The following is a 19,453-nucleotide window of genomic DNA, read 5'->3' as shown; positions in this document are numbered from 1 at the left end:
TGGAGGGGCAACCGACGTGAAAAAGACAGCCTCGACGCTACTCATTGTGGCGTGCGCTCTGCAGGTGGCTGCCAGCGGCGCATCTGAGTTGAACGACCGTTGCGAGCCAGGCATCAAGAACATCTACCCGTCACTGCCGGACGTTTCGCAGATGGCCGACGGGCCCCAGGCGCAAAGCAGCATAAAGGGCAGGGCCAATCTGACGAACAAGGCCTACAGCCAAAAGATCAAGGACATTGCCGTGCATTTTCCGGCCGGCTCCTATGACCCGGGTTCGATGGTGCGCCTCGGGTTGCCCTACGGCGGCATTGAATTCAAATCCCCACTGCCGCAACCGGGCAGGGAATGCCTGGTACTGACCTATGAGTTGAAGTTCGACAGGAATTTCGACTTTGTAAAAGGCGGCAAGCTCCCGGGCCTCTACGGTGGCACCGGCAATACGGGCGGCAAGATACCGAACGGCCATGACGGCTTTTCCACGCGCTACATCTGGAAAGAAAAGGGCGCCGGCGCCATTTACGCGTATTTGCCCACCAGTAAAACCTGGGGCACGGCAGTCGGGTTGGGTTCCTGGATCTTTACGGTGGGGCAATGGCACAAGTTGGAGCAACTGGTGAAGTTGAATACGCCGGGGCAGGCCGACGGTGTGATTTCCATTTGGTACGACAACCAGCTGGTGCACTCGGAAACCGGGCTGACGTTTAGAGACACGCCGGAGATCACCATCGACGGCTTGCTGTTTTCGACGTTCTTCGGTGGCAATAACCCGTCTTTCGCCACGCCGGTGAGTACCAATATCCGCTTCAGGAATTTTGTGATGAGTTCACAGCGCGTAACGGATACTTCAGGGCAGGGCGAGTAGATGAAGAACCTGAAACTGAACATCAAGAAGGCCGCTGTTGCGCTGTTCAATACGCTGCTCAGCCTGGCGTTGTTTTTCAATCTGCGACGCGCGTTGCTCCGGGCAACCGGATGCCGGGTGGGCGCCCGGACCACGATCCACCGCAACGTGGTGTTTTTCTCCTTCGGCAACTTCTCGGTCGGGAAAAACTGCACGGTCAATTACGACTGCTACCTGGATAACCGGGCGGGCATCCGCATCGGCGACAACGTCAATATTTCCCATAACACCCGGATTTATACGCTGGGCCACGATATTGATGACCCCATGAGTTGCCTGGTGGGGAAGCCGGTGTTGATTGAAGACAATGCCTGGATCTTTCCCAATGTGATGGTGATGCCAGGCGTCACCATCGGAACAGGCGCGGTTGTTTATCCGGGCAGTGTGGTCACGCGCAACGTTGCAGCGTATTCGATCGTAGGTGGCAATCCGGCCAAACATATCCGCTTCAGAAACAACACCATTCGATACAACGCCGACTTTCCGATCTGGTTTGCAGTGTAAGCAATTTCACTGGCCCACCTTTATTTATGCAGGACTCTGACGTGAAATCATTAATGATTGCATGGATTGGCTATCAACGACGCGCCGATACCATGAAGCAATACTGGGCGTATGACATTTTGCATCTGCCCAACCAGTTCAAGAAGAAATCCGCGCGGCCGCTGGATTACTTGATCAAGTCGTTTAAAACCCTGAAGACCCTGTTGGCCGGTTCTCCCGACGTGCTGTGGGTGCAGTTGCCGCCGAGCCCGGTATTGCATATAGCACTGGCCTACAAGTTTATATTCAACCGGCGGCTGAAGATTATCGCCGATGCCCACAACAGCCTGTTGCGCAAACAATGGATAGGCTTTCCGGGCACGGTAGCGCTGTTGAATAGAATCGATGCCGTCGTCGTTCATAATTTTAAAGTCAAAGAGGAGTTGGCCGGCCTGGGCGTCAAGGACACCAATATCTTTATCCTGGAAGACTTGCCGTGTGACTTTCACGCGGCGCCCGCCAGTGAGCGCGAGACACCCTATGTACTGTTTCCGTGCTCGTTTGATATCGATGAACCGATCGAGATCGTGATCAACGCCGCCCGGGAAATGCCCGGTGTCGACTTCCTGATCACCGGCAAGCATCAGGGCAAGCTCTCCGAGGAGCTCGTGGCGTCACTCCCCGAGAACATCAAGCTGACCGGCTTCCTCAGCAAGGCGACCTTTGAACAGCTGCTGTGCGACGCGAATGTGGTGCTCGGCCTGACCACCCGCGACAACGTCCAACTGAGCGTGGCCAACGAAGCGGTCAGCGCCGGCAGGCCGATGGCGCTTTCCAATACCACGGTACTGCGCTCGTTGTTTTCCGAGGCGGCGGTGTTTGTCGACACCCTGGACCCGCTGTCCATCAAGGCCGGCGTCGCGCAGCTCATCGCCAATCAAGAAACCTATAAAGAGAAATCGGCCTTGCTCAAAGCCAAGCGAATAACCCGCTGGAAAGGCCAGGCCCAACTGTTAAGAACTGCCGCCACTATTTAATGATGTCTATTACACCTGACAGGAAGGGAACCGTCATGAGTCAATCAAGTGATGTTTTATTGATTTGTTCTGGAGGTGGGCACTGGGTACAAATGAGCAAGTTGCTGCCTGCCTTCGACGGTCAAAAAGTTACCATCGCCACCGTGGATATCAGCATTGGCTCGCAGTATCCAACCCATGCCTTCGCGCAAGTCCCGGACTTTAATCGCAGTGAACCGTTGAAGATCATCAAGGGCTTTTGCCAGATCTTTGCGATCGTTTACCGCAGCAAGGCCAGGTACGTGATCTCCACCGGGGCGGCACCGGGGTTGCTGGGGCTGGTCGCGGGAAAACTGATGGGCAAAAAGACCCTGTGGATCGACAGCATTGCCAATCCCAAGAAGCTCTCGTTGTCCGGCAGGATCGCTGTGTATTTTGTCGATGAGTTGCTGACCCAGTGGCCCACGCTGTCGCAAAACAGCCGGGCCCAATATAAAGGGAGGATTGTATAAATGATATTTTGCAGCGTTGGCACTCAAGCACCCTTTGAAAGAATGCTCGGCTACTTGCATGAGTGGAGTCATGCAAACCCGCAGGTCCCGATTGTTGCCCAGGTGGGCAATAACGAAAATGACCTGGGGCGCATTACGGCTTACAAGACCATCGCCGAGCCGCTGTTTTCCAAGAACTTCAATGCGTCCAAGGTGATTGTTTCCCATGCGGGCATGGGCAATATCATTCGCTCCCTTGAACTGGGCAAACCGATTGTTATTGTCCCGCGCGACAGTCGGCGCGGTGAACACATCAATAATCACCAGTACGACACCGCCGAAAACTTTTCAGACCTTCCCTCTGTGTTTATCGCCCATGATAAAGATGCGTTCTTTTCGGCGATTGATTCGGCGCTTAACTACAGCAGTGCCGAAAGTTCACTGGACTTTACCGAAAGGGACCGCTTGATCAGTTATGTGAAGTCATTCACTTCTTAAGTTTCGGCTGTTTGTCAATCCGCTCTTATTGCCTTTAATCATCGAGTAATCGTTATGATCCCAGTTATATTGTCTGGCGGTTCAGGCACGCGCCTGTGGCCGCTTTCAAGAGCGCTTAAACCAAAGCAGTTTATTGCGCTGCACGGTGACTTGAGTTTGTTTCAAGCCACCTTGGATCGCATCAAGAACCTGTCGATAGAGGGCGAGACCGTCAGCCCGCCGATCATTGTGTGCAACGAAGAACACCGTTTCATCGTGGCCGAGCAAAGTCGATCATTGGACTTGATCCCGCAGAAAATCCTCCTTGAGCCGACCGCCCGCAACACCGCCCCGGCGATTGCGGCGGCAACCCTGTCGGCGCTGGCGGATGGGGACGATCCGATCCTGCTGGTGCTGGCGGCGGACCATGTGATCGGCGATACCCAAGCCTTTAATGCGGCCTTGACGCTGGCCAAGGTGGAAGTCAACAAAGGCAAGATCGTCACCTTCGGGGTTGTGCCCACCAAGCCGGAGACCGGCTACGGCTATATCCGTACTCAAGCGGCTGCGGTGGACGGCGCCGCGCATGTCGATGCCTTCGTGGAAAAGCCCGACCTGGCGACCGCGCAAGGCTACCTGGAACAAGGCAACTACTTCTGGAACAGCGGCATGTTCATGTTCCGCGCCTCGGTGATGAAGGCCGAGCTGGAGCGCCTGAGCCCGGAGATCATGGTGGCTGCGGAACTGTCCCTCTCCAACGCGGCCCATGACCAGGATTTCACCCGGCTCAGCCAGGTGGATTTTGTGAACGCACCCAGCGTGTCGATCGATTACGCGGTGATGGAAAAGACCCACATCGCGTCGGTGGTCATCCTCGATTCGCCGTGGAGCGACCTGGGCGCCTGGGACTCAGTGTGGGAAGCGGGCCTCAAGGATCAGAACCAGAACTGCACCCAGGGCGACGTGCTGCTGCAGGACGTCACCAACAGCTATGTGCATGCCAGCCACCGCCTGGTCACGGTTGCAGGGATCAATGATGTGGTGGTCGTCGAGACCGCCGACGCGATTCTGGTGACCACCAAGGATCACGCGCAAGACGTCAAGAAAATAGTCGCGCAGCTGACTGAAAAGCACCGGATCGAGAGCACCAGCCACCGCGAAGTCTATCGGCCGTGGGGCAAATATGACTCGGTGGACCAGGGCTATCGGTACCAGGTGAAGCGGATCACGGTGAAGCCGGGGCACAAGCTGTCGGTGCAACTGCACCACCACCGGGCCGAGCACTGGATCGTGGTGTCCGGCACCGCGAATGTGCAAATCGCCGACAAGCAAGTGCTGCTGACCGAGAACCAGTCCACCTACATCCCCATTGGCGTTGTGCACTCCCTCGAAAACCCGGGGCGAATCCCGCTGGAGCTGATTGAAGTCCAATCGGGTTCGTACCTGGGCGAGGACGACATCATCCGCTTTGAAGACCGCTATGGCCGCCTCGAGCTTGTTTAAAGGAAGATTGAAATGAATGTAACTGTATTTGGAATCGGCTATGTGGGTCTTGTGCAGGCAGCGGTGCTGGCCGACGCGGGGCATGAGGTGTGTTGTGTCGACGTGGACGCGACTAAAGTCGAGAACCTCAAGGCCGGCATTATTCCGATCTTTGAGCCCGGGCTGAGTGCGCTCGTCCAGAAGAACCACGATGCCGGACGCTTGCACTTCACCACCGACGCCGCGCAAGGCGTGCGGCATGGAGAGGTGCAGTTCATCGCCGTGGGCACCCCGCCTGATGACGATGGCAGCGCCGACATCAAGTACGTGCTCTCCGTTGCCGCGACCATTGCGCTCAACATGACCGAGCCGAAGATTATCGTTAACAAGTCCACGGTGCCGGTGGGGACGGCGGACAAGGTCCGGGCGAAGGTGTCCGAGGTGTTGACGTCGCGGGGGCTCGAGGTGGAGTTCCACGTGATCTCGAACCCCGAGTTCCTCAAGGAAGGTTCGGCGGTCGCCGACTGCACCCGGCCCGACCGGATCATCATCGGCAGCGACAGCAGTTACGCCGTGGACCGCATGCGGGAGCTGTATGAACCCTTCAACCGCAACCACGAAAAGATCATCACGATGGACATCAGGAGTGCCGAGCTGACCAAGTACGCGGCCAACTGCCTGCTGGCCACCAAGATTTCCTTCATGAATGAAATGGCCAATTTCGCCGAACGCTTGGGCGCCGACATTGAGGCGGTTCGTAAAGGCATTGGCTCCGATCCACGGATCGGCTACGACTTTATCTACCCAGGCTGCGGTTATGGCGGTTCGTGCTTCCCGAAAGATGTGCAGGCGCTGGAGCGCACCGCGTCGTCGATCGGCTATCAGGCAACGCTGTTGTCTGCCGTCGAGGAAGTCAACAAACGCCAGAAGCAGCACCTGTTCGGGCATATTCACCACCACTTCGGCGGCCAGCTGGAGGGCAAGACCTTCGCCATCTGGGGCCTGGCCTTCAAGCCCAATACGGATGACATGCGCGAAGCCTCGAGCCGCGTGTTGATCGAACAACTGCGCAGCGTGGGTGCCCGGGTCCAGGCATTCGACCCCGAAGCGATGGCCGAGACCCAGCGCATTTATGGGATGAACGAAGACCTGTTGCTGATGGGCACCAAGGAAGCGGCGTTGCAAGGTGCCGATGCGCTGGTGATCGTGACCGAATGGCGGGAGTTCAAGGCCCCGGACCTGGACTTGATAAAAGAAAAACTGAGCACGCCGGTGATCTTTGACGGCCGCAATATATTTGATCCGCAGCGTATGAAAGCCAATGGTTTCGAGTATTACGGTATTGGTCGCGGGTTATCGGTACGCCCCGTTGTTTAATCCTGACGATTATTAACATTGGTGGTTTGAGCTATCCACAAGTGAGATGATTTCGAGGAGGTTAAGTGCGTGATCCAACAGGATCTTTGCGCAGTTTGCATAGCCTGTTTATCTCCGTTCCATCACTACGCCCTTATTGCATTATTTGATAAGGGGTAAATATCGAGAAGGAGTCTGATATGAGGAAAATACTGTTGGCCGGCGTGCTGGCCTTTAGCAGTACTGCGGCATTGGCGGCAGGTGAAGTCGCGAGCGAGGCCTTGAGCGATGCGGCCGGCGCGAGCGAGCCCCTGTCGTTGAGCACCCCGCTCGTGGGCGGCGTGACGCTCGGTGAAACCGTCGGGGTCGGTACCGCGGTAGTCGGCGCTGCGGCGGCGGCTTCCAACTCGGGCGGCAGTTCCAATGGCGGTACTTCCGGCACCGGCGGCACCACCGGTACAGGCGGTACCACCGGTACCAACTAATAACCCGCAATGTGTGTTGTTCAAGATCACCCGGAACTTCTGGGTGATCTTTTTTAGACTCGCCCTCGACTAGCGTAGTGCCATTATGATTCGTAGGTTACCTGTTCTTTTGCTGGCAAGTTTCAGCTTGCACGGCTGCATGTTTTCGCCTGGTCAACATATGGACACCAGTCAAATGTCCAGTGAGGGTTCTTCCGAAAGTACTCGGGTAGAGTTGATTCCCATCACCCCCAAATTGATTGCCATGGATGCCGCCACGCATGTTCGTGAATCGGTGCCGGCAGAACTGTTGTCTTATGTGCCCGGTGGCTATCGCGTCGGTGCCAATGACCTGTTGTTCATCACGGTCTGGGACCATCCCGAGTTGACGGCACCGTCCGGGCCGCAACAGCAGATCGACGCCAACGGGCGCCTGGTTCGCCCCGATGGCACGTTGTTTTATCCGTATATCGGCAACGTCCCGGTGGCCGGCAAGACCATCGAAGAGCTGCGGGCCTTTATCGCCGGGCGCTTGTCGCAATTTATTGAAAGCCCACAGGTCGACGTCAGCGTCCTGCGGTTTGCCAGCCAGACAGTGGTGGTGACCGGGGCGGTGATCAAGGCCGGGCAACAGCCGATCACCACCACGCCATTGAGCGCCGTCGAGGCCATTGGCGCTGCCGGTGTCGACCCCACGAATGCCGACCTCTCGAGCCTGACCCTGACGCGCGACGGCCGTGAGTACACGCTTGACCTGGACAGCCTCAATCGCCAGGGCTCGCAACTGCAGGGCATCTACCTCAAGGGCGGCGACCGGTTGTACCTGCCCTATAACGACCAGAAACGTGTCTACCTGATGGGCGAAGTCAATCAGCCCCGGGCCCTGAGCTTCAAGGGCAAGTCGATCAACCTGACCGATGCCCTGGGTACCGTAGGCGGCTTGAACCAGACCACTTCCAATGGCAATGCGGTCTATGTGATTCGCGGCGTGGACAACCTGGAAGCCGAACCGGCCAAGGTGTTCCAGCTCGATGCCCAGTCACCGTCCGCGCTGGTGCTGGCTACCCGGTTCGACTTGCAACCCCAGGACATCGTGTACGTCGGGCCGGCCGGCGTGACGCGCTGGAACCGCCTGATCAGCCAGTTGCTGCCGACCGCCAGTGCCATTGGGATTGGTGCCCGATCGGCCAATGACCTCAGTGAAGTCAACAGCAGATAAGGCGTTATCCCGTGGTGAAAATGTTGCCTACCAGCGCCTGCCTGTCGGTGGCGCTCTTGTTGTGCGGGTGTAACCCGTTGATGAGGGCGTCGTGGTACACCCTCGAAACCTCTGTGACGGGCCCGGCCCCGATCAACGTGACCCGCGCCCAGGTCGACGCGGTGCCATACCCGCAGATCCTGGTGACCACCGCCGTCAGCGAGGGCGTGATGGCCATGGCCCGGCGCCGGGGCGACCTGCAGTTCTGGGTCGCTTCCGGCAAGCAAGTGGTGATGATGCGTGACGGCCTGGTGGTACGCACTGTCGGGCTGGGTGTTTCCCTGGATGGCACGCGTTTCAGTGGCGAATCGCCGTTCAAGCGCGGGCTCCAGCATCTGCCCGACGGCTACACCGGCACACGCTGGATCGACCTCTACGACGGCAACCGAATCGGTATCGCGGTCAACAGCCGTTTCAGCAGCCACGGTATCGAGACCCTCCGCATTCTGGACAAGGATTACGCCTTGCTGCGCATCGACGAGCAGGTGGACGCTCCCACCTTGAATTTCCGCGCCACCAACCATTATTGGGTCGACCCGCAGGATGGTTTCATCTGGCGCAGCGAGCAGCATTTGACGCCCCGGTTGGCCCTGAAAATCGTGCAGTTGCGTCCCGACCGGGAGGCAGCCCGATGAAGTGTTCGAAGCTTTTATGGCTGGGCCTGTTGCTGATCGGCCCCGGCACTGGCCAGGCGGCCGTTACAGTCAGTGGCGATGTGCGCAGCCCCGGCGCCTTCGAGGTCAAGCCGGGGGCGCGTTTGCTGGACGTTATTCGTGTGGCCCAACCCAATGCAGAAAGCTACTGGTTGGGCGCCGCATGGCTGCACCAGTCGTTGGTGAGCACGCAGGAACGCTTGAAGGCAGGGGTTTTGTTCGATCTGAAACTGCTGCAACGAGGGGCCTTGCTGGATGACCGTGGCTCCCGGGCGGACTTGAGTGCGCGTTTGTATCGACAGGTCGAACAGTTGCCGGTCACCGGCCGCCAGGTGCAAGTGCTGGACCCGATCGCCGTGGAGACGGGGTTCGCGCGCAACGCATTGCTGGATGACGGGGACCGGCTGGTCTACCCCGTGAGGCCGTCCACCGTGCACGTGCTCGGCGCGGTCGCGCAGTCCTGTGATGTGCCGTACCGGGCCATGCGCGAGGTGCGGGATTATGTTGGCGACTGCACGGTCCTCGATGACGCCGAGCGCGATGACCTGTGGCTGATCCAGCCCGACGGCCAGGTACGGCGCGTGGGCGTGGCGGCGTGGAATCGCGAGGACGGCGTGGTGGCGGCCCCCGGCAGCAGGATCCTGGTGCCGATCCGCAGCGACGACCTTGAGACGCCGACCCCTGATCTCAACCAACAACTGGCCGAGTTTTTCGCCACTCAACCGTTGGCTGAGGTGAACCCTTGAATTTACGTTTTGCGGCTGTACTGCTGTTGCCTTGCGGGTTGGCTCACGGTGACCCCCGTTACACCCAAAATGATTTCGGCGGCGTGGGCCTGCTACAGACCCCCACCGCACGCATGGCCCCGGCGGGAGAGTTGAGCGCCAACGCCAACCGCACCGATCCCTACTCGCGCTACAGCTTTTCCCTGCAACCGTTTGATTGGCTGGAGGGTTCGTTTCGTTATACCGCCATCAGCAACCGCAGGTACGGCGCCGAGGCGTTGAGCGGAAGCCAGAGCTTCAAGGACAAGGCCATCGACTTCAAGGCGCGGCTCTGGGAGGAAAGCCGGTGGGCACCGCAGGTGGCTTTCGGTGCCCGGGACATCGGCGGTACCGGGCTGTTTTCCAGCGAATACTTTGTCGCCAACAAGCGCCACGGCAACCTGGATTTCAGCCTCGGCATCGCCTGGGGCTACCTGGGAAACCGAGGCGACTTCGGCAACCCGCTGTCGGTGTTCGGCAGCAAGTTCAACGACCGGCCCAAGAGCACTGCGGTCGTCGCCAGGGCAGGGGACGTGAACTCCAACGCCTATTTCAGGGGCCGCCCTTCGTTGTTCGGCGGGATCGCCTATCAAACGCCCTGGGAACCCCTGAGCCTGAAACTCGAATACGAGGGCAATGACTACAAGCACGAGCCGTTGGACAACCCGATCAAGCAGGACTCGCCGGTAAACATTGGCGTGGTCTATAAGCTGGCTGACAGCGTCGACCTGAGTGCGGCCTGGGAACGCGGGAATACCGCGATGTTCGGCATCACCCTGCACACCAACTTTGTCAGCCGCAAGGCACCGGTCAAGACCTATGACCCGCCCGCCGAACCGTTGCCGGCGCGCATGCCCACCACCCCGGCCGACCAGGTCAACTGGGCCAACGTCGCCGACAGGCTGCAGCAGAATGCCGGCTACAAGGTGGAGCGCATTGCCCGGCGCGGCTCGGAATTGATGGTATATGGCGAGCAGCAACGCTACTTCTATTCGGCCAAGGCCGTGGGACGCGCCAGCCGGATTCTCGACAACAGCGCCAATCAGGATATCGACTGGTTCACCCTGGTGAACAAGCGCTATGACATGCCCATCGAAGAAACCAGCGTGCCCCGTAACACCTTCCGCGCCGTGGTGAACAACCAGCAGCCGTTGACGGACCTGCACCGTAATACCGAGGTCAACCCGGCGGTTGCCCATCGGGAAACCACGCTCTACAGCAGGAAATCCGAGCCGTTCAACTATGGCCTTGGCCTGGGTTACAAACAGAACATCGGTGGCCCCGACGGCTTGCTTTATCAGTTCACTGCCGACGCCGACGCGGAGTACCGTTTTACCCGCAATACCTGGTGGAGCGGCTTGCTCAGCGCCAACCTGCTGAACAACTACGACAAGTTCACCTACGACGCACCCAGCGGGTTGCCGCGAGTACGCACCGACCTGCGCCAATACATGACCACGTCCGATGTGACGATGCCGAACTTCCAGGTCAACCATGCGCAGCGCCTGGACCGCGACCTGTATGGCATGGTCTACGGCGGCTACCTGGAGTCTATGTACGCCGGGGTGGGAGGCGAGGTGTTGTTCCGGCCGGCGGGCAAGCACTGGTCAGTGGGCGCAGACCTGAACTTCGTGCGCCAGCGTGATTTCAACCAGGGCTTCGGCCTGCGGGATTACCAGACCATCACCGGCCATGTCACCAGCTATACCGAGCTGCCCTATGACACCCTGGCCGCCGTCAGTGTGGGGCGTTACCTGGCGCGGGACTGGGGCACCACCGTCGACATCTCGCGCCAGTTCAAGAACGGCGTGAAGTTTGGTGGCTGGGTGACGCTGACCACCGCCTCGAAGGAAGAATATGGCGAAGGCAGCTTCGACAAGGGTATCTATATTTCCGTCCCCTTCGACGAATTGATGAGCACCTCGACGATGCGTCGGGCCAACGTCGTATGGGCGCCACTGACCCGTGACGGCGGCGCACGCCTGAACCGCGGCTATTCGCTGCAGACCATGACCGACGGGCGTGACAGCGAGTTGTTCTACAACAACTTCGAGAAGATCACTGAGTGACGGGGCGGCATCTGCCGACCAGGTTGTCGACTGCCCGGCGTTGAATGCGCCGGGCAGTCGCCAAGCCGAACGCTACAGCGCCAGGTGCAATGCCGGCGCGCAACACTTGCCTGACTTTCCTCTTTGATGACTATGCGAACGGCCCGGGCCGGGCGTTGCTGTGGGCGCTATCGTTGCGCCTTGCGGGGAGTGGTGGCGGGGAGGGCGCAAAGCGCGCCTGGTGCCCCGCGCCGCCGATGCAGCGGCACGGGGAAGGGCGGGGTCAGTAGATGTCTTTGGACAGCAGGGTAAACGGCGTCTTGAACAGGATCTTGATGTCCAGCCACAGCGACCAGTTGTTGATATAGCGCAGGTCGATATCGACGCGTTGCTGCATCTTCTCCAGGGTCTCGGTTTCACCCCGGCAGCCATTGACCTGCGCCAGGCCGGTGATGCCGGGCTTGATGCGATGCCGCGCCATGTACGCGCGAATCTTGCCCGAGTAGTAGTCATTGTGGGCGACGGCATGCGGGCGTGGGCCGACCAGTGCCATATGCCCTTGCAGCACGTTGAACAGCTGGGGCAGCTCGTCGATGGAGGTGCGGCGGATAAAGCGCCCTACGGGGGTAATGCGTGAGTCGTTGCGGCTCGCCTGGCGCACTTCGTGGTCGTCATGCACGCGCATCGAGCGGAACTTCCAGACCTTGATCACCTCGCCGTTCCAGCCGTGACGATCCTGCTTGAAAATTACCGGGCCGGGAGAGGTAAGTTTGATCAGCAGGGCGAACAGCAGCAGCAACGGGCTGAGCAGGATGATCGCCAACAGGGCCAGGCTCTTGTCCAGCAGCGACTTGCTCAGTGCTGCGGTCGGCCGGCTGGTCAGCGGGCTTTCATTGAGGAAGATCGCGGGCAATCCATCCACCTCGGCCACGCTGTGGTTGAGCAGCAGCATGTTGTTGAGGTCGGGCACCCAGATCACGTCCACGCTGATCTCCAGCAGGTTGAGGTACAGCGCCTCGATGTGGGTCGCTTCCTGGAGAGAGTGAGTGATGTACAGGCGGCGGATACCGTGCTGGCGGATCAGCGCGGGAAGATCGGGCAAGTCACCGAGGATCTGAGGCTGGGTGCTGGCCTGGGGGGAGGTGGTGCGGGGACCTACGAGACCGACCAGAGGGGAGCGTTTTTGCCTGGCGAGAGTATTGGCCAAGTCGGTTGCAAGTTTTCCCGTACCAATAATCAGCGATTTCTGGCGCTCATGTAGTTGCCGGTGGTAGTACCTGGATAGACTGTGAATGGGAATGTAGCAAAGGGCTAGTATTGGATAGCTGACAGCGGCCCACAGTAGCAGGATCTCGAAGGGAAACAGCGAACTGGCATTACAGGCTATGCCGACCGCGAACAATATGCCCAGGGTCAATAACCAGCCGGTGAATAATCGTCCCAGCCCAACAAAAAAGTCATCTTTTTTGCTATAGACGTCACATAACATGTAGGCCGGTATAGAGGCCAGTATTGTAATGGCTGCCAATATCCGGTAGTGGGATTCCAATTGCCCGGTCTTGAAAAGTACCAGTGAAAACAAAAGTACAACGACCACACTCAGGGCAATTGCCCACTGTCCCCAAAAGGTCAGGCCTTTGGGTGTAAGGTTACGATGCATTCTTCTGTTGTTAAGCATACTTCTGCTCCCTGTGGTATCCACTCACGTGCTGGCAGGTTAAAGCGAGGCGTGGTTTTAATGACTATCAAATGGCAGGCGCACGCGTAGGCGTGCGTATTGATAGTAATAAATGGCAGGGAGCAATGGCTGACGACTTATAACGCGGTCATGTTGTTATAAAATGGCAGATAGAAAGGCGTTCTAATAGGCAGGGTGAATTGTAATTTTTATGAAATAATTATTGTTCTGTGACGTTTGCGCGACTGCTCAGCGGGCTTTTTATTTTTTGTGTCAGGCAGTAGCCACGGTTACGCACCGCGCGGAACAGGCGTTCGCCATCATTCACGCGTTTGAACTTGTCCTGCAATCGGCTAAGGCACATTTCAAGCCCGCGATAGAGGTCGGGCTCACGTCCGATGTTGCGGATAAGTTCTTCCTTGCTGACCACACGTTCTTCATGGTTCAACATTTTCTTAATCAATGCCGACTCAATAGTGGTCAAGGAAATGCGTAGCCCACCTTTCACCAGCGCACGATCTTGCTGGGTAAGTAGCCAGACATCGGGGCCGCGTAATGCAGAGGATGAGTTAACTGTTTCCGCGGTGGTGTTATTCAGGTCCGTGTGTGTGACGTCTGATTTTAGAGCCGTGATGTTAGGTTTTTTTGATGCGTCGTAAAGTTGTCGGGTCAGCCGATTACTGGCTTCGTAAAGTCTTTTGGCGGCGACATAGTTACTGAGCCACAGATTGAAATTCTGCTCTTTGGTAACGGCGTAGGAACTGGTCGAAGCGTCCGATGTTTTTTCCACGGTTTCGATCAGCGGCCCGCTGTCGACGTCGTAATGTAAAAATGCCACATTTGGCGTGAAATCGTGCAGTGCGATTGACGGGTACGTCGATGTAAATGTGTGTTTCTTGAGAGAACTCATGGCATTCACCGATTCCAGGAAAGTACGGGGGTTCATAAACTATCAGCAGGGGAGAAGTAGGGGCCCTGAAAATAGTCAAAAGGCAAGCGTCTGGCGAGAAGTGCGCTGTCGGCGTGCTCGACGTTGTCGGCGATGAAGGAGACCCGGGTGGTGCTCATCAGCCCCAGCATCTGGTCGTAAAGCCGGTCGAACAGGCCCGAGCGGGTGTTCAGACTGAGCCTGAGGGCCGAGTCTGGAAAAGGCATTTTTATATAGTCATAAAGACTCAAGTCGATCAGCAGGTCGGTGTTTTTTGTATTTAATGTGTAATTGTTATAGGCAAGCTTCAGGTTGCTCTGGTCTTTCAGGCTATACAGTTGACGGATCATGCTCCGGCGTTCCAGCGGGCCCGGAAGGGTGTCCAGTGTATTTTCAACGCTGACAATGAGTTGTTGTCTGTTTTTTTCCAGCGTGTGTGAAGTATCGATAATTTCCTTGAGCAGGTCCTCATTCATCAACAGCGATTGCTCAACTCGGAAAAACTTGTGGAGGCCCGGGCTTTTATCCGCGCGCAAACGTTTACTTGTGCGGGCAAATGAACTCGGCCTGGCATGTTGCAGGGCTTCGCTGTAGGCGTCTTTAAGTTGTTCGGAATAAAACGGGCAGGCGTCATCACGCGGGCTGTCGAGCGCAGGCTCGGCGTGGACGCGGATCTCACTGCCCCACAGCGTGCAACTTCGTTCAAGTATCGCTTGCCGCGAAAAGGTGAAGCAGGCTGACGCCTCACGTAATAAGGTTCCGCTATTCACGGTTCGACCGCTCCCTGACGGGGTGGATATGATTAACCGAAGCCAGCCCTCTGCTTAGTTTGTAGCCGTAACCGCGAATGCTCTGAATTATATTGCTTCCGTAATGTGATTTTATTTTGCCACGTAACCGGCTAATCGATTTTTCGAGGGCCCTTGAATCATAAAATCGGGGATTCAGCCCCATTACCACGGCGATTTCATCATGGCTGAGCAATCGATTATGAATGAGCGCTTCCAGTACTTTCATTTCGACAAAGGACACTTCGAGCTTTTTGCCACCCCCGTAGATGCACATGCGATCCTGATCGAGTAGCAAATCAGTATTACTTAGCCAGTATGTCTCGCTGAGGAACGCGGCAAACAGGGCAAGTTTTTTCTCGGGCGAGCTCTCGACGACCTTTATGCAGTAATCGGCGCCTGCGAGATAATATTTGGTTTTGCTTAGTGTAGTGGCGAAGGTGACAACCAGGAAAATGGTGCTGCCAGGATTTTCCGATCTGGTTTTTTTAATGATGTCCAGCGTTTGGGTGCTGGCAGAGGGGGTGTCGATCTCTATGATGATGGCACGGTAATGTCCATGGCTTGCATAGGGACCGATTAGTTGGCCGTAGGAGCGTGTATCGACTTTTAGATTTTTCGGTACAGTACGAACTATAAGCTCGCTGAAGTCCTCGGATTTCGATGGGGTCCGTGCAATAGCGAGGACGTTGGAAAAATGCATCACGTTGCTCCCTTTTCCGGCATGCGAGGCCGTCAATTCAATCGCTGCAGGCGTTTAGATGTTAATCGAATTGAATACGCCAAAACGTGACAAATTTTAACATTCGGCACTTTATTTGCGGGGGGTAAGGCGGATTTCAGGCGGGTGTTGAGAGCGGGTTTGTGGACCGGAGTACTCATATGCTAGTGCAAATTTTTTAGTGTGCGATAAGTATTTTAGGCGGGTTGATTTTTTTTGGCTGGAATGATTTAAGCCTTCTAGTCCCTTAGCTCTAAAAATGCTTATACGTGACTATTTATAATAATCCAGCAAGGCGATAGCGGGCGTCGTGTGCTGGGGGATGCTCGCGCGGTCGGCCAGGTAGCGCGCCGGCGGTTGGCCGATGGCCTTGCGGAACATGGTGATAAAGCCGCTGGCGTTTTCATAGCCGAGGTCCAGTGCCACCGTCTGCACACTTTCGCCTTTCGCCAGGCGCTGCAGTGACAGGATCACATGCAGTTGCCTGCGCCAGCGGCCGAAACTCAGGCCGATCTCCTCCAGCAACAAGCGCGTCATGCTGCGTTCGCTCATGCCGATGCGTACGGCCCATTCGCCCAGGGTGGCCTTGTCGCTGGGGTTGGCCAGCAAACTGTCGGCCAGGCGCCGCAGCCGAGTGTCCCGGGGCATGGGCAGGTGCAGGGCCTCCACCGGTGCCAGTGCCAGTTCGTCCAGCAGCGTGGCCACCAACCGGCCCTGGGCGCCCTCGGTGTCGTACAGCGGTGGGAAGCTGACGGCCTTGCTGATCAATTCGTGTAACAACGGCGATACCGCCAGGGTGCAGCATTGCCGGGGCAGGGCGCCGGCGGCGTCGGGGTCGACCAACAGACAGTAGACATCCGCTGCCCCCGACCCGCGCGCGGCATGGGAAAGGCCGCCCGGAATCCACAATGCGCACTGGGGGGGCACGATCCAGATACCTTCTTCGATGACGCAATGAATCACCCCGCGCAACGTGTACATCAACTGGCCCTTGCGGTGCTGGTGCGGTGCGTGCTCCCAACTCGCAGAGGTGCTTGAGGCGCTCACTGCAACCACCGCACGGGGGATCGCATCGGCGAGGGCCGGGCGCAAGGGGTCACGGGTTTCGAGGCGGTGGTTGTACATGGCGGCGCGGCGTCTTGGCTGGAATGCGAAACATTCTGGCCATTCTGTGCAATGGCGTCCAGTGATGGCATGGCTATCATGAGAAGCATTCTCGTTAAAGGAGCTTCCCATGCAACTCGACAGTTCAACATTCCCCGTGGTGAAAATCGTGTTTGACGCCCCCAGCGACACCCCCCCGCAAGATACCTTTGGCGCATTCGAGGCCTTGTTGCAGCGCGAGGAACCCTTTGTCCTGCTGCACGAGAAAGCCGTGGATGAAAGCACTCACGAGCACTCCCACGAAGAGCGCAAACAGGCCTCGATCTGGATGAAGAAGCACAAGGTGGCCCTGCGTACTTTCGTCAAAGGCATGATTCAGGTGGAGCCCAGCGCAGCCAAGCGCCTGGCGCTCAAGCCGTTTGCCGTGATGTTCGGCAAGGCGTGGGGCTACCCGTTGCTGGTGGTGGAATCCACGGATCAGGCCTGGGCATTGGCGCGGGACGTGCTGGATACCCAGGTGTCGGATGTGGCGCACTATTGAGTGTGGGGCGCTGCCGTGCTGCCGCGTACTGTGAGTTCGAACGGCACTACAACCCGACGCTCCGACAGCGGCGTTTTCTCGATCAGTGCGATGAGCATCTCGACCGCCTTGCGGCCGAAGATTTCGGCAGGCTGTGCAATGGTGGTCAGGGGCGGGTCGCAGTAGGCCGCGAAGGGGATGTCATCAAAGCCCACCAGGGAAATATCCTGGGGCACGCGCAGGCCCTGTTGCTTGATGCGCTTCAAGGCGCCGATGGCCATTTCGTCGTTCTCGCAGAACAGCGCAGTGGGCCGCTTGGGCAGGGCGAGCATGTTGCCTGCGCCCTCGAAACCGGCGTGCAGGGTGAAGTCGCCGTGGCAGATAAGCGCCGGGTCGCGGGGGATGCCCGCCGCGAGCAAGGCATCTTCATAACCGGCCACGCGGTCACGGGTCAGTGGGCTGCTTTTCGGGCCTTTGATCAAGCCGATGCGGCGGTGGCCGAGGTCGATCAAGTGCTGGGTCATGGCCCGGGCGGCGCCACGGTTGTCGAGGCTGATGGTGGGGTGGCGACCGTCCTGGATCACCTCGCAGGCGTTCACCAGTGGCGGTGAGTCGCTGCAGTCGCTGAACGGGTCCGAGGCCCGCAACTGAATCACACCATCGGCCTGATGGGCGTGGACCAGTTCGGCGAACTGTTTTTCGATTTCTGCCTGGCCCCGAGTGTCGCACAACAGCAACCGATAACCCGATGCCTGCGCCGCTTGCTGTGCACCGCTGATGACCCGGGCGAAAAACGTGTTGGCAATCGCCGGCACCAGGATCACCAGGTTGCCGGTGCGCCGCGAACGGAATTGCACCGCCATGCGGTTCGGCCGGTAGCCGGTCTGTTCCACGGCGGCGTTGACCTTGTCGCGGGTCTCGGGCAACACGCGTTCAGGGCTGGCCAGGGTCCTGGACACGGTGGCCACCGAGACCCCGGCCAGCCGGGCGACTTCACGAATATTGGACAAGACCACCTCGTTATCAGAACAGCAGCCTGCAAGTTTACCGCAGTCGGGGTTTGACACCGCGAGCAACCAGGCCTAAATTTCCGGCACGATGTAACCGGTTACATCATGATCGGTAATTGCCCATAAAGAGAAGACTTGCGATGACGGTTGCTGTGCAAAAAATAAGAATGGGCTTTGTTGGCGGCGGCGAAGGCGCCTTCATCGGCCAGGCTCACCGCCAGGCGGCGGGGCTGGATGGGTGTTATGAACTGGTGTGCGGTGCCTTCAGCCGTGAGCCCGAGAACAACCGGAGCACCGGCAATGCGCTGGGCCTGCCCGCGTCCCGCTGTTACAGCGAATGGCAGCAGATGCTCGCCGCCGAACAGGCACTCCCGGCCGAGCAGCGCATGCAGCTGCTGGTGATCGTCACCCCCAATCATCTGCATGCACCGATTGCGACCCAGGCGCTGCAGGCGGGCTTCCACGTGTTCAGCGAGAAGCCGGCCGCGCTCAATCTTGCTGAAGTGCAGGCGCTGGCAGACGTTGTCAAAAACGGTTCCGGGCTTTATGGGCTGGCACACACCTACCTGGGTTACCCGATGGTGTGGCAGGCCCGCGACATGGTGCGCAATGGCGTGATCGGCGCGTTGCGCAAAGTGATCGTCGAGTACCCACAAGGCTGGCTCAGCCAGGACGTGGCCGGGCAGGGCAACAAACAGGCGGACTGGCGCAGCCGGCCCGAGCTGTCGGGACTGGGCGGCTGCATCGGCGACATCGGCACTCACGCCTTTTCCCTGGCCGAGTTCATCGCCGACCAACCGATCGAACAGCTTTGCGCGAGCCTGGGCATCCATGTACCCGGCCGGCAACTGGATGACGATGCCGCCATGCTGTTCAAGATGGCCTCCGGCGCGAGCGGCGTGCTGATCGCCAGCCAAGTGTGTGCCGGTGAAGAGAACCCGCTGAAGATCCGCCTTTATGGCGACAAGGGCGGCCTGGAATGGCGCCAGGAAGAACCCGCCAGTCTGATCCATCGTTCCCTCGACCAACCGCTGCGCATCCTGCGTTCCGGCGTCGGCCAGCCCTGGCTGTGCGACGCGGCATTGCAGCGCATGCGCCTGCCCGCCGGGCATCCCGAGGGTTACCTGGAAGCCATGGCCAACCTCTACCGCGACTTCGCCAAGGCCATTCGCCAGGGCACCGAGGCCGAAGGTGTACCCGGCATCGAAGTCGGCGTGCGCGGCATGTCCTTTATCGAAGCGGTGATCGCCAACCATCGCGGCGAGGCGAAGTGGACCACCCTGGCGAACCACCCATGAAGGAGACTACAGA

General features: G+C 58.4%; 20 protein-coding genes. 14 read left to right on the top strand and 6 right to left on the bottom strand.

Features of this window, described 5'->3' with window-relative positions; translation table 11 throughout:
• Positions 1–16: 16 nt before the first annotated feature.
• The 12 genes from HX824_RS07005 (at position 17) to HX824_RS06950 (ending at position 11,414) form a co-directional block, all read left to right on the top strand.
• Positions 17–862, top strand: coding sequence for a polysaccharide lyase (locus tag HX824_RS07005; protein ID WP_307517645.1), 846 nt, complete (start codon positions 17–19; stop codon positions 860–862).
• On the top strand, positions 863–1,405 hold the full coding sequence (locus tag HX824_RS07000; RefSeq protein WP_102368815.1) for a DapH/DapD/GlmU-related protein: 543 nt from the start codon (positions 863–865) through the stop codon (positions 1,403–1,405).
• A 53-nt stretch (positions 1,406–1,458) separates the two neighbouring features.
• Positions 1,459–2,421, top strand: coding sequence for a glycosyltransferase family 1 protein (locus HX824_RS06995; RefSeq protein WP_177022019.1), 963 nt, complete (start codon positions 1,459–1,461; stop codon positions 2,419–2,421).
• Between the two features lie 35 nt (positions 2,422–2,456).
• Positions 2,457–2,912, top strand: a complete 456-nt coding sequence (locus HX824_RS06990) for a hypothetical protein (protein WP_023658755.1) — start codon at positions 2,457–2,459, stop codon at positions 2,910–2,912.
• Positions 2,913–3,389: a glycosyltransferase gene (locus HX824_RS06985; RefSeq protein WP_003211352.1), complete on the top strand. Its 477-nt coding sequence runs from the start codon at positions 2,913–2,915 to the stop codon at positions 3,387–3,389.
• Positions 3,390–3,443: 54 nt separating this feature from the next.
• Complete coding sequence (locus HX824_RS06980) at positions 3,444–4,871, top strand: mannose-1-phosphate guanylyltransferase/mannose-6-phosphate isomerase (protein WP_177054366.1); 1,428 nt, start codon at positions 3,444–3,446, stop codon at positions 4,869–4,871.
• A gap of 12 nt (positions 4,872–4,883) precedes the next feature.
• Complete coding sequence (locus tag HX824_RS06975; RefSeq protein WP_003211357.1) at positions 4,884–6,227, top strand: UDP-glucose/GDP-mannose dehydrogenase family protein; 1,344 nt, start codon at positions 4,884–4,886, stop codon at positions 6,225–6,227.
• A gap of 179 nt (positions 6,228–6,406) precedes the next feature.
• Entirely contained in the window at positions 6,407–6,691 is a 285-nt protein-coding gene (locus HX824_RS06970; protein WP_003211359.1) for a hypothetical protein, read from the top strand.
• An 85-nt stretch (positions 6,692–6,776) separates the two neighbouring features.
• The gene (locus HX824_RS06965; RefSeq protein ID WP_143495494.1) at positions 6,777–7,889 is read left to right on the top strand and encodes a polysaccharide export protein; all 1,113 of its coding nucleotides are present in this window, start codon (positions 6,777–6,779) and stop codon (positions 7,887–7,889) included.
• 14 nt (positions 7,890–7,903) lie between these two features.
• Entirely contained in the window at positions 7,904–8,563 is a 660-nt protein-coding gene (locus HX824_RS06960; protein ID WP_371319409.1) for a YjbF family lipoprotein, read from the top strand.
• Positions 8,560–9,327, top strand: a complete 768-nt coding sequence (locus HX824_RS06955; protein WP_008435436.1) for a capsule biosynthesis GfcC family protein — start codon at positions 8,560–8,562, stop codon at positions 9,325–9,327. Before HX824_RS06960 ends, HX824_RS06955 begins: the two co-directional genes overlap by 4 nt.
• Complete coding sequence (locus HX824_RS06950; protein WP_177054365.1) at positions 9,324–11,414, top strand: YjbH domain-containing protein; 2,091 nt, start codon at positions 9,324–9,326, stop codon at positions 11,412–11,414. The genes HX824_RS06955 and HX824_RS06950 overlap by 4 nt, the downstream gene beginning before the upstream one ends.
• A gap of 262 nt (positions 11,415–11,676) precedes the next feature.
• Here the strand turns inward: HX824_RS06950 and HX824_RS06945 are convergent, their stop codons facing one another.
• The 5 genes from HX824_RS06945 to HX824_RS06925 all read right to left on the bottom strand — a co-directional run bounded on the left by HX824_RS06945 (position 11,677) and on the right by HX824_RS06925 (position 16,633).
• Positions 11,677–13,071, bottom strand: a complete 1,395-nt coding sequence (locus HX824_RS06945) for an undecaprenyl-phosphate glucose phosphotransferase (protein WP_177054364.1) — start codon at positions 13,069–13,071, stop codon at positions 11,677–11,679.
• A gap of 220 nt (positions 13,072–13,291) precedes the next feature.
• Positions 13,292–13,981, bottom strand: a complete 690-nt coding sequence (locus HX824_RS06940) for a winged helix-turn-helix domain-containing protein (protein WP_003211376.1) — start codon at positions 13,979–13,981, stop codon at positions 13,292–13,294.
• 32 nt (positions 13,982–14,013) lie between these two features.
• Positions 14,014–14,769 (bottom strand): EAL domain-containing protein, encoded by a 756-nt coding sequence (locus HX824_RS32425; protein ID WP_008435428.1) that lies wholly within the window; start codon positions 14,767–14,769, stop codon positions 14,014–14,016.
• A complete protein-coding gene (locus HX824_RS06930; RefSeq protein ID WP_003211381.1) occupies positions 14,762–15,490 on the bottom strand; it encodes a winged helix-turn-helix domain-containing protein in 729 nt (242 codons plus the stop codon). The genes HX824_RS32425 and HX824_RS06930 overlap by 8 nt, the downstream gene beginning before the upstream one ends.
• A 291-nt stretch (positions 15,491–15,781) precedes the next feature.
• Positions 15,782–16,633, bottom strand: coding sequence for a helix-turn-helix domain-containing protein (locus HX824_RS06925; RefSeq protein ID WP_008435424.1), 852 nt, complete (start codon positions 16,631–16,633; stop codon positions 15,782–15,784).
• A gap of 109 nt (positions 16,634–16,742) precedes the next feature.
• Here HX824_RS06925 and HX824_RS06920 point away from each other — a divergent pair, with 109 nt between their 5' ends.
• Entirely contained in the window at positions 16,743–17,153 is a 411-nt protein-coding gene (locus tag HX824_RS06920) for a hypothetical protein (RefSeq protein ID WP_003211385.1), read from the top strand.
• Here the strand turns inward: HX824_RS06920 and HX824_RS06915 are convergent.
• Positions 17,147–18,142 (bottom strand): LacI family DNA-binding transcriptional regulator, encoded by a 996-nt coding sequence (locus HX824_RS06915; protein WP_177054363.1) that lies wholly within the window; start codon positions 18,140–18,142, stop codon positions 17,147–17,149. The two genes, HX824_RS06920 and HX824_RS06915, sit on opposite strands and share 7 nt — an antisense overlap.
• Positions 18,143–18,309: 167 nt before the next feature.
• Here HX824_RS06915 and HX824_RS06910 point away from each other — a divergent pair, with 167 nt between their 5' ends.
• Positions 18,310–19,440 carry a Gfo/Idh/MocA family protein gene (locus HX824_RS06910; RefSeq protein ID WP_177054380.1) on the top strand — a complete coding sequence of 377 codons (1,131 nt, stop codon included), beginning with the start codon at positions 18,310–18,312 and terminating at the stop codon, positions 19,438–19,440.
• Positions 19,441–19,453 lie beyond the last annotated feature (13 nt).

Source organism: Pseudomonas sp. D4002 (assembly GCF_013385665.1).
Taxonomy (GTDB): domain Bacteria; phylum Pseudomonadota; class Gammaproteobacteria; order Pseudomonadales; family Pseudomonadaceae; genus Aquipseudomonas.
This window is presented reverse-complemented; position numbering and strand designations above follow the sequence as displayed.